The organism is Kosakonia sp. CFBP8986, assembly GCF_034044935.1.
Classification (GTDB): Bacteria; Pseudomonadota; Gammaproteobacteria; order Enterobacterales; family Enterobacteriaceae; genus Kosakonia; species Kosakonia cowanii.
Window position 1 is genome coordinate 557672 of record NZ_JAXCXB010000004.1, and the last position, 10320, is coordinate 567991.

General features: G+C 51.8%; 9 protein-coding genes and 1 rRNA gene. 7 read left to right on the top strand and 3 right to left on the bottom strand.

Going from position 1 to position 10320, the window contains the following annotated elements; genetic code table 11:
- Window positions 1-67: 67 nt before the first annotated feature.
- Both SOM48_RS12255 and SOM48_RS12260 read right to left on the bottom strand, forming a co-directional pair.
- Window positions 68-940 (bottom strand): DUF6387 family protein, encoded by an 873-nt coding sequence (locus SOM48_RS12255; protein WP_320512032.1) that lies wholly within the window; start codon window positions 938-940, stop codon window positions 68-70.
- Window positions 937-2160 carry a tyrosine-type recombinase/integrase gene (locus tag SOM48_RS12260; RefSeq protein WP_320512033.1) on the bottom strand — a complete coding sequence of 408 codons (1224 nt, stop codon included), beginning with the start codon at window positions 2158-2160 and terminating at the stop codon, window positions 937-939. Before SOM48_RS12260 ends, SOM48_RS12255 begins: the two co-directional genes overlap by 4 nt.
- A 351-nt stretch (window positions 2161-2511) precedes the next feature.
- On the opposite strand from SOM48_RS12260, the gene SOM48_RS12265 reads away from it, so the two are divergent.
- The 7 genes from SOM48_RS12265 (at window position 2512) to SOM48_RS12295 (ending at window position 10118) form a co-directional block, all read left to right on the top strand.
- Window positions 2512-2673, top strand: coding sequence for a DUF2556 family protein (locus SOM48_RS12265; RefSeq protein ID WP_042713125.1), 162 nt, complete (start codon window positions 2512-2514; stop codon window positions 2671-2673).
- Between the two features lie 165 nt (window positions 2674-2838).
- Complete coding sequence (locus SOM48_RS12270; protein WP_320512034.1) at window positions 2839-4926, top strand: putative bifunctional diguanylate cyclase/phosphodiesterase; 2088 nt, start codon at window positions 2839-2841, stop codon at window positions 4924-4926.
- A 336-nt stretch (window positions 4927-5262) separates the two neighbouring features.
- Window positions 5263-5484, top strand: coding sequence for a lipoprotein (locus SOM48_RS12275; RefSeq protein WP_023480815.1), 222 nt, complete (start codon window positions 5263-5265; stop codon window positions 5482-5484).
- A gap of 473 nt (window positions 5485-5957) precedes the next feature.
- Window positions 5958-6983 carry an amino acid ABC transporter substrate-binding protein gene (locus tag SOM48_RS12280; RefSeq protein ID WP_023480752.1) on the top strand — a complete coding sequence of 342 codons (1026 nt, stop codon included), beginning with the start codon at window positions 5958-5960 and terminating at the stop codon, window positions 6981-6983.
- A gap of 73 nt (window positions 6984-7056) precedes the next feature.
- Window positions 7057-8238, top strand: coding sequence for an amino acid ABC transporter permease (locus SOM48_RS12285; protein WP_320512035.1), 1182 nt, complete (start codon window positions 7057-7059; stop codon window positions 8236-8238).
- Window positions 8239-8304: 66 nt separating this feature from the next.
- Window positions 8305-9351 (top strand): amino acid ABC transporter permease, encoded by a 1047-nt coding sequence (locus SOM48_RS12290; protein ID WP_369811789.1) that lies wholly within the window; start codon window positions 8305-8307, stop codon window positions 9349-9351.
- 8 nt (window positions 9352-9359) lie between these two features.
- Window positions 9360-10118, top strand: coding sequence for an amino acid ABC transporter ATP-binding protein (locus tag SOM48_RS12295; protein WP_054803019.1), 759 nt, complete (start codon window positions 9360-9362; stop codon window positions 10116-10118).
- A gap of 118 nt (window positions 10119-10236) precedes the next feature.
- On the opposite strand, the gene rrf is transcribed toward SOM48_RS12295, so the two are convergent.
- Window positions 10237-10320 (bottom strand): 5S ribosomal RNA (gene rrf / locus SOM48_RS22760); the annotation flags it as partial.

The window sequence follows — 10320 nt, forward strand, 5'->3', positions numbered from 1 at the left end:
TTAAATAAATCGCACAAACACCCGCTTAAAAACATCTCCAAATCTACGTTGGAATGATCGAGGCGCTTTATTCTTTAGAGATTTCCCTTTTGAGTTTCTCTAAGGATTCATAGTTCATCAATCTGTCTATAAAAGGTCTGATGGTCTGGGCAATAGCAAATTGCTCTTTGTCTCCGTCAGGGAAAAGAGATACCGCAAGAACACCGCCGGGAATGGAAGTTCCCTTTATGCTGGACCACAAATGCAAATCAATATAAGGCAGCACGTTATATTCAATAATTTTCTTTCTAATAACGGACCAAGAGTTATTAAGCTGTATTTCTTCTGCGTCTATTCCTAACTCACTTCTCCACTTAGGTAATAGATTTTTCATATCGGAAATTAAAATTTCATCTGGCACATCAAGATTAATTGAAACATAAAGTTCGCCACCCATTATTAAGCTTACAGGGTCAGAGATATAAGACGATAACTTGCCATGGTTTGCAATATCATCTTTTAATAACTCATTAACCTCTTCATCAGATATACTGAATGGTTTCCCTTTCCTATCTCCATTCTGGTCTAAAGCCTGAGATATATGCATAACCTCAAAGCGTGTTAGCAGACCAATACCATATCCTGTTGATAGTCTCTTCTTTTCCTTTAAATGGCTATGATACCTATCGACAAAATCCATACCACCCTTGAACTGGTCGTAATATTCATAAGGCAATTCATTTTTAATTTCCCCAAAAGGATCATGATCAGACAATGGTAACTGGCAACCATGCTCTAAGAAATATGTAGCGAGATCGTCACCCCAAGTTTTTTCCTTCCATTCCATACGCCAATAAATCTGCCTGAAAAGGTCTTTATCAGATAAATTTTCAATACCTTCATATTTTTTCAGGTCGAATTCCTTCGGCAAATCTCTTTTGCTTTTTATTCTCTTGGTCATTTTTTTACCTTCAAAATAGCAACATTCGAATTTTCGTCAGACAGAATGTGTAATCGTTCCATCCATTTATTAAGCGCATCCAGCTTCTCCGGCAAATACTGGCTACGGTTGTATACGGCCATGACACCGCCAAGCGTATGCCCCAGCAGCTGCTCAACTACATGTGGAGCAATCCCCATATTGTTAAGCGTGGTGGCAAAAGTCCGGCGCAGGTCGTGAAGCGTCCAAGGTTCGGCGTGGCCAAGACGTTTATAGATACCCCGCCCCCACTGGCTGACAGCTTCCGGTTTCTTCATTTCGCCCAGCAGCAGGCCGCTATCCCGGTTTTGCTCTATCAGAGAAGTGATATATGGCCTCATGGCGCCTGGTATCGGTCGCAATATTTTCTCGCCGCCCTTGCTGTGCTCTTTAGGAACCGTCCAGATCCAGTCATGCAGATCCCACTCCTTAATTGCTGATAACCTAAGTTCCTGGGTGCGGCAGCCGAACACTACCAGCAGGCGCAGCAGCGAGGCATAGTAAGGTTTGAATTTCAGGCCGGTACTCTCGCGCCAGATATCGGCAAGCTCCTGCCGGGTATGCTCCCTGTCGCGCTTCTCCTGCTTTTTACCCACATCATCAATGGTCAGATCGCTTAGCGCATTGCTCGATGCGTAGCGGTGAACACGGCAGAATTTCAACGCCTGTTTGCACATCTGCAAGAGGTAGCCGGCGGCAACCGGTGCATCTTTGCTGACGCGGGAAAAACATTCCAGCCAGTGCCGGGTTTCGCACATGGAAAGCGGGTAATCGCCTATATAAGGAAAGATGTGCTTATTGAGTTGCTCAACGTGCTTACTAACGTTCGCACGCCGCCGGGAAGCATACTCACGGATCCAGTAATCAAGTGCTTCTTTTACCGTGACCGGCTTTAAAGCTTCCTGAGTGGTGATGTTGAGATGGTGCTTCGGATTTTTACCTTCGGCCAGCCATGTGCGGCACTGCTCCCGCTTTTCACGTGCTGCTTTTAGAGACAGATCTGGGTAATTACCCAGCTTCATACGCTGCGGCGCTGTAGTTCGTCCGCCGATACGGTACGTGTAATACCAGGTCATGATGCCAACCTTCGACACTTTCACGCTCAGGCCGTCTCCATCAGCGTAAAAGTTGTCGCCGGGACTCTCCCTTCCGACCATCTTACGCAGCGATGTATCGCTTAATTTGTTCGTACCACCAGCCATAAAAACCTCAGTTCATTCGCAGGACTGACTACACCACTGACTACACATCTCAATGTTACCCCATGAACAACAATGAACAAAGGCGAGCAGAAAAAGATAATTTTTACTTTCATATCATAAAGATGGGTAAGCACTACTAAACCAGTACGAACCATGTAAAACGTAGGTTTTGAAAATACGGCATGAACTGATTCGTCAGTGAGTGGTATTGATAAAAAGGCGCTGACCGGCATGGGTAAGCGCCTTTTTTATTGCCTGAAATGACGCTAAAAAGAGCGCTTTCATCGGCATTACCTCAGCGCAAAATCGTGTATATTTTCCGCAAATGGTTGCAAGAAAGGGAGAGACGGAATGATTCGCAAATATGGGTGGCTGCTGGTTTTCGCTCTCTCGATCTTTGCGCTGGATGGCTTAATCATGCAGTGGATCGAGTATCTGATCACTGACATTAATAAATGCCGCAATATGAATTCCGTCAATCCACTCAAACTGGTTAACTGCGATTCTCTCTAAGTGGTTGCTTGCTGCGATATTTGGTAAAAATGCAGCGATCGCCCTGATTAACGCAGGGATTTAAATCGATTTGAGTCCTTCCCAGACAGTGATAATGTCTCAGCCCTTTTCGCCTCTACGACCGTAGCAATACGTAACGCCCTTAGTGAATGAGTTGATGACATCATGCTGGTTAGCCAATACGACTATATCCTTGTTGTTGTTTCGTTTGTTGTAGCCATTTTGGCCTCTTATACCGCCCTGAATATGGCCGGACGCGTCTCCACCAGCAGCGGTGCTTCATCCTGGGTATGGCTGAGCGGCGGCGGCGTGGCGATGGGCATCGGCATCTGGGCGATGCACTTTATCGGCATGCTGGCGATGAATATGTCGATGAACATGCGCTACGAGCCGGTTCTCACCGGTTTATCGATGGCGATCGCCATTGGCTCCTCGCTGTTTGCGCTGTGGCTGGTTAGCGCGCCGAAGCTGCACCTGCGTCGGCTTATTCCTGGCTCTGTCGTAATGGGGCTTGGCATTGCCGCGATGCATTACACCGGTATGGCGGCGCTACAGGTTTCGCCGCCGATTATCTGGCATAAAGGTTGGATCGCCCTCTCGATAGTAATTGCCCTGGCGGCCTCTTTCGCTGCGTTATGGCTCACCTTCCGCCTGCGCCACGAAGCGGCACAGGTTGCGCTTATGCGCTTTGGCGCAGCCATCTTAATGGGGCTGGCTATTACCGGCATGCACTACACCGGAATGATGGCAGCGCAGATCCCCTTCCAGCACCATCACATTGCAATGGTGCATCACGGCTTCAATAACAACTGGCTGGCCGTGCTGGTCAGCATGATGGCCTTTTCCGTGCTCGGCATTACCTTACTGGTTTCGATGTTCGACGCACGTTTACAGGCGCGGACGTCGCTGCTGGCCACGTCGCTTGCGGCGGCAAACCGCGAGCTGGCGAGGCTGGCACTGCACGACACCTTAACGCGTCTGCCAAACCGCGTCCTGCTGGAAGATCGCATCGAGCAGGCGATCAATAAAGCGCGCCGTGAAGAGAGCGCGTTTGCCTTGATGTTTATGGATCTCGACGGCTTTAAAACGGTCAACGACGCGTGGGGACATGATGTCGGCGATAAGTTACTGGTGGCGGTGACCGAGCGGCTCACGCAGCAACTGCAGGGGCAATATACGCTGGCGCGCATTGGTGGCGACGAATTCGTGCTGCTGGCTGAGATTGCCGCGCCGGACGATGCCGCCACGATCGCCAGTTCGCTTATCCGCGCTGTCGATCGCCCTTTTACTATTGATCCCTATGATGTGATGGTGACCCTCAGTATCGGTATCGCGCTCTACCCTGACGATGGCAAAAATGAGCGCGAATTGATGTTCAACGCCGATGCGGCGATGTATCACACCAAGCATATGGGTCGTAACGGCTATCACTTTTTCCAGCCCTCGATGAACCGGCTGGCGCAAACCCAGTTACAGCTGCTGAATGATTTGTGGATGGCGCTGGAGCGTAAAGAGTTCCGCCTCGTTTACCAACCTAAATTCCAGGCGCCTTCCGGGCCGGTTGTCGGGTTTGAAGCGCTGTTGCGCTGGCATCATCCCCAGCAGGGTGTGCTGAGTCCGGACCTCTTTTTGCCGCTGGCGGAGAAAACCGGCCTGATTGTCCCGCTCGGTGACTGGGTAATCGATGAGGCTTGCCGCCAGCTCAGCGAATGGCGCCAGCAGGGGCACATGGACTGGACAATCGCCGTTAACCTTTCGACGTTACAGTTTGAGCATAGCGCGCTGGTAGAAACCATTCTGGGCACACTAAGCAGACATAATGTTCCGCCTGAGCAGCTAATTCTGGAAGTAACTGAAACGACCGCGATGAGTAACCCCGATGAGAGCGTGCGGGTGCTGACCGAGCTGAGCGATGCGGGCGTGAAAGCGTCAATTGATGATTTCGGGACCGGTTATTCGAGCCTGCTTTACCTTAAGCGTCTGCCGGCGTGCGAGCTGAAGATCGATCGCGCGTTTGTCCGCGAACTGGGCCAGGAGGGTGAAGATGCCACGATTGTTTCCGCGATCGTCGCGTTAGCCAGAACGCTGAACCTCAAAGTGGTGGCAGAGGGCGTCGAGACGGAAGAACAGCAGGCATTTCTCACCGAGCTGGGCTGCAATACCCTGCAAGGGTATCTCCTGGGGAAACCAGTGAGTGCAGAAACGATTACTGCTCAGGAGAAAAACCTCACCCCCACTGAAACGGTAAACTGAATTTTTAAGGATTTAATAAAAGCGTCTACGGACGCTTTTATTTTACGTCAGTGACAAATTAGATTATTCTCATGCCCTTAAGCGCTGTTTACGCTTTTTAACGCGCGCTTTTGTCTTCCTTTTTTCTGAATCTCACTTTTATTTATCTCGCCTCCATAATTTCTGCACGATTTCGCTTAAATACCTTTTTTAACTTCATCAAGTTTACAAAGTACATATCTGGACATTATTGCCCCGATGAATCTGTTTTGCTGAATGATAAAATCAAGCAATAGATACTGACCAGACATTGCGACTGTTGATATCAAGAGTCGCGGTTACATAGAGGTAATTACAATGAAAAAAATGATCTCCGTCGCCCTGCTGGCAACCTTCCTCGCGGGCTGTGCACACGACTCACCTTGCGTACCGGTCTATGACGATCAGGGCCGCCTGGTGCATACCAACACCTGTGTGAAAGGCACCACGCAGGATAACTGGGAAACAGCAGGCGCGATTGCCGGCGGTGCGGCCGCCCTGGCTGGCTTAACGCTCGGTATTGTGGCCCTCACTAAATAGTTCTCTTAAGCGCGGTTTTCCGCGCTTTTGCTTTATAACGGTGCAGTAAATTTTCATTTCGCCACTTTTGCTATCGAAAACGTGCATCAATTCCAGTTACAAGCATCACTTTTTTATATTTCATAATGCTATTCCGACGCTGTTATTTCTCTTACGTGATTACATTCACAAATCAACCCCATCGTATTTAATGCTTATATTCACCTGCGAAACTTGTCTGGCAGAAATAGCGAATTAACGACGCTGTTTTGCTCCATTTTGTGGAGTGCGTTCTATTTTTGCACCAGCCTGGGGCATTGCTTCTCTACATTCCTGTCTACACTCATCCTGAAACCTGTTTGATTCCTTAAATACCCTGCATACACCAACCTGGCATCACCTTTGCTATATCCACTGCGGCCTTCGCCACAGACAGGTTCAGGCGTTACCCGGACGCCCCATATAACGATAATTTTCGCCACACAGGATGCATTATGAAAAAGATGATGATCGCCAGCCTGGCCGCTGCCGGCGTGCTGTTTGCTGTCGCCAGCCAGGCGCACGCAGGTACAACGCTTGATGCTGTCAAAAAGAAAGGGTTTGTTCAGTGCGGGATCAGTGATGGTCTGCCCGGTTTCTCTTATGCGGATGCAAACGGGAAATTTACCGGTATCGATGTGGATATCTGCCGTGGCGTTGCTGCCGCCCTGTTTGGCGACGACAGCAAAGTGAAATATACCCCGCTGACGGCGAAAGAGCGCTTTACAGCGCTGCAATCCGGCGAAGTGGATATGCTCTCGCGCAATACCACCTGGACCTCTTCGCGTGATGGCGGTATGGGGCTCTCCTTTACCGGCGTGACCTACTATGACGGCATCGGCTTCCTGACCCATAACAAGGCGGGCCTGAAGAGCGCTAAAGAGCTTGATGGCGCAACCGTTTGTATTCAGGCCGGGACGGATACCGAGCTGAACGTGGCAGATTACTTTAAATCCAACAAAATGAGCTACACCCCGGTGACGTTTGACCGCTCTGACGAGTCGGCGAAGGCGCTGGAATCCGGCCGCTGCGATACGCTGGCTTCCGATCAGTCTCAACTCTATGCGCTGCGGATTAAGCTGAGCAACCCGGCAGAGTGGATCGTCTTGCCGGAAGTGATCTCCAAAGAGCCGCTCGGCCCGGTGGTTCGCCGCGGTGATGATGACTGGTTCGCCATCGTGCGCTGGACGCTCTTCGCCATGCTCAATGCCGAAGAGATGGGCATTACCTCGAAGAACGTCGATGAGAAAGTGGCTAACCCCGCAACACCAGATATGGCGCACCTGCTCGGCAAAGAGGGCGACTTCGGCAAAGATCTTAAACTCGATAACAAGTGGGCTTACAACATTATTAAGAAGGTCGGTAACTACTCCGAAGTCTTCGAACGTAACGTCGGTTCTGAAAGCCCGCTGAAAATTAAACGTGGCCAGAACAACCTCTGGAACAACGGCGGGATTCAGTACGCTCCGCCGGTGCGTTAATCCGCTACTGCCGTAACGGGCGTCACTCTGCGGTGACGCCCAGTCCAGAATTATGGTTACTGAGGTTTTCTCTATGCCCCATCGCCGCCCAACCGTGAAAGGCGCGCTCTCCCTTTCAAACCCTGCGGTTCGCGCCTGGCTGTTTCAAATCCTGGCGATTATCGCCGTGGTTGTTGTTGCCCTTTATTTGCTCCATAACGCGGTGACTAACCTCAACAACCGGGGTATTACCTCCGGCTTCGCCTTCCTCGACCGCGCGGCCGGTTTTGGCATTGTTCAGCATCTGATTGATTATGAGCAGGGTGACACCTACGGACGGGTCTTCCTGGTCGGTTTACTCAATACGCTGCTGGTCTCGGCGCTCTGTATTGTCTTTGCCTCACTGCTGGGCTTTTTCCTTGGTCTTGCAAGGCTGTCTGAAAACTGGCTGCTGCGAAAGCTGTCGACAATCTATATCGAGACGTTCCGCAATATTCCCCCGCTGTTGCAGATCTTCTTCTGGTACTTTGCGGTGCTGCGCAACCTTCCCGGTCCGCGCCAGGCGGTAAATGCCATGGAGCTGGTCTTTCTCAGCAACCGTGGCCTCTATATCCCCTCGCCACAAATGGGTGAAGGAATGTTTGCCTTTGTCGGCGCGCTGGTGCTGGCGGCGGTACTCATCGTTGGTCTGTTCCGCTTCAATAAAAAACACCAGATTAAAACCGGCCAGTTGCGGCGAACCTGGCCGACTGCGCTGGGGCTGATCATTGTGCTACCGCTGATGGCGCATGCGCTGTTCGGGGCGGCGCTGCATTGGGAAGTTCCGCAACTGCGCGGTTTTAACTTCCGCGGCGGCATGGTGCTGATCCCGGAGCTGGCGGCGCTAACTATCGCGCTCTCGGTTTATACCTCGGCGTTTATTGCTGAGATTATTCGCGCCGGCATTCAGTCGGTGCCGTACGGGCAGCATGAAGCAGCGCGCTCACTTGGACTGCCTCATCCGGTCACGTTGCGACAGGTGATTATTCCCCAGGCGCTGCGGGTAATCATTCCACCGTTGACCAGCCAATATCTCAATATTGCAAAGAACTCATCGCTGGCGGCGGCAATTGGCTACCCCGATATGGTGTCGCTGTTTGCCGGTACGGTGCTGAACCAGACCGGCCAGGCGATTGAAACCATTGCCATTACCATGTCGGTCTATCTGCTCATCAGCCTCTCCATTTCGCTGCTGATGAATATCTATAACCGCCGTATTGCCCTGATTGAGCGCTGAGGATCAATGATGACAAAAGCTATTGTGTCGCCCTCCACGCGCCCGCTGCCATCGGGAAATAACGGCATGCTGCTGTGGGTGCGTAAAAATCTCTTTTCAAGCTGGTCAAACTCGCTGCTGACGCTCTTTTGTCTGTGGATGATGTGGGAGCTTATTCCGCCGCTGCTGCAGTGGGCGCTGTTTCAGGCGAACTGGGTCGGCTCGACTCGCGCGGACTGCACCAAAGCGGGCGCCTGCTGGGTATTTATCCATCAACGCTTCGGCCAGTTTATGTATGGGCTCTACCCACACGATCAGCGCTGGCGAATCAACCTGGCGCTGATTGTTGGCCTGCTCTCTATCCTGCCGATGTTCTGGAAAGGGATGCCGCGACGCGGACGCTACATTGCCTGCTGGGCGGTGCTCTACCCGCTGGTTGTGTGGTGGCTGATGTTTGGCGGCTTTCTTGGCCTGGAGCGCGTTGAGACCCGCCAGTGGGGTGGACTGACGCTGACGCTAATTATCGCCTCGGTCGGCATTGCCGGCGCCCTGCCGCTGGGAATTTTGCTGGCGCTGGGCCGACGCTCGACGATGCCGGTAGTGCGGATATTGTCGGTGATGTTTATTGAGTTCTGGCGCGGCGTACCGCTGATTACCGTGCTGTTTATGTCGTCGGTGATGCTGCCGCTGTTTATGGCTGAAGGCACCACCATCGATAAGCTGATCCGTGCGCTGGTCGGAGTGATCCTGTTCCAGTCTGCTTATGTGGCGGAAGTGGTTCGCGGCGGTTTACAGGCCCTGCCGAAAGGGCAGTACGAAGCGGCCGAGTCGCTGGCGCTGGGCTACTGGAAAACGCAGGGGCTGGTGATCCTGCCGCAGGCGTTAAAACTGGTGATCCCGGGGCTGGTGAACACCATTATTGCGCTGTTTAAAGATACTAGCCTGGTGATCATCATCGGCCTGTTTGATCTCTTTAGCAGCGTGCAGCAAGCGACGGTCGATCCCGCCTGGCTTGGGATGTCGACGGAAGGGTATGTGTTTGCTGCGTTAGTTTATTGGATTTTCTGTTTCAGCATGTCGCGCTACAGCCAGCATCTGGAGAAGCGCTTTAACACCGGGCGTACACCGCACTGAGGATGATGATGAGTAATACAACAATGCAATCTGGCGACGCGATGATCACGCTCGAAAATGTGAATAAGTGGTACGGGCAATTCCATGTGTTGAAAGATATTAATTTGCATGTGAAGCAAGGGGAAAGGATTGTACTTTGTGGCCCGTCGGGGTCAGGAAAGTCGACCACCATTCGCTGTATCAATCACCTGGAAGAGCATCAGCAGGGGCGTATTGTAGTCGACGGTATTGAGCTGAATGAGGATATTCGCAATATCGAGAAGATCCGCCAGGAAGTGGGGATGGTTTTCCAGCACTTCAATCTGTTTCCCCATCTGACGGTTCTGCAGAACTGTACGCTGGCACCCATATGGGTGCGCAAGATGCCGAAGAAAGAGGCGGAAGCGCTGGCAATGCACTATCTGGAGCGGGTACGTATTGCAGAGCATGCGCATAAGTTCCCGGGGCAGATTTCGGGCGGCCAGCAGCAGCGCGTCGCGATTGCGCGCTCACTCTGTATGAAGCCGAAAATTATGCTTTTCGATGAGCCCACCTCGGCGCTGGATCCGGAGATGGTGAAGGAGGTGCTTGATACCATGATTGGGCTTGCGCAGTCGGGTATGACGATGCTGTGCGTGACCCATGAGATGGGCTTTGCCCGCACCGTGGCGGACCGGGTGATCTTTATGGATCGCGGTGAGATCGTAGAGCAGGCAGCGCCCGATGAGTTCTTTGCACAGCCAAAATCAGAGCGTACGCGGGCGTTTTTATCGCAGGTTATTCACTGATTGCCGCATGCTTCCTGTTAAGGCTACCCAATGGGTGGCCTTTTTTATCGTCGGGTTTAGCTGGATCCAGAATGACAAAAGGCCCCGTCTTTTGACGAGGCCTTCTGCTTTGTTTGATGCCTGGCAGTTCCCTACTCTCGCATGGGGAGACCCCACACTACCATCGGCGCTACGGCGTTTCACTTCTGAGTTCGGCATGGGG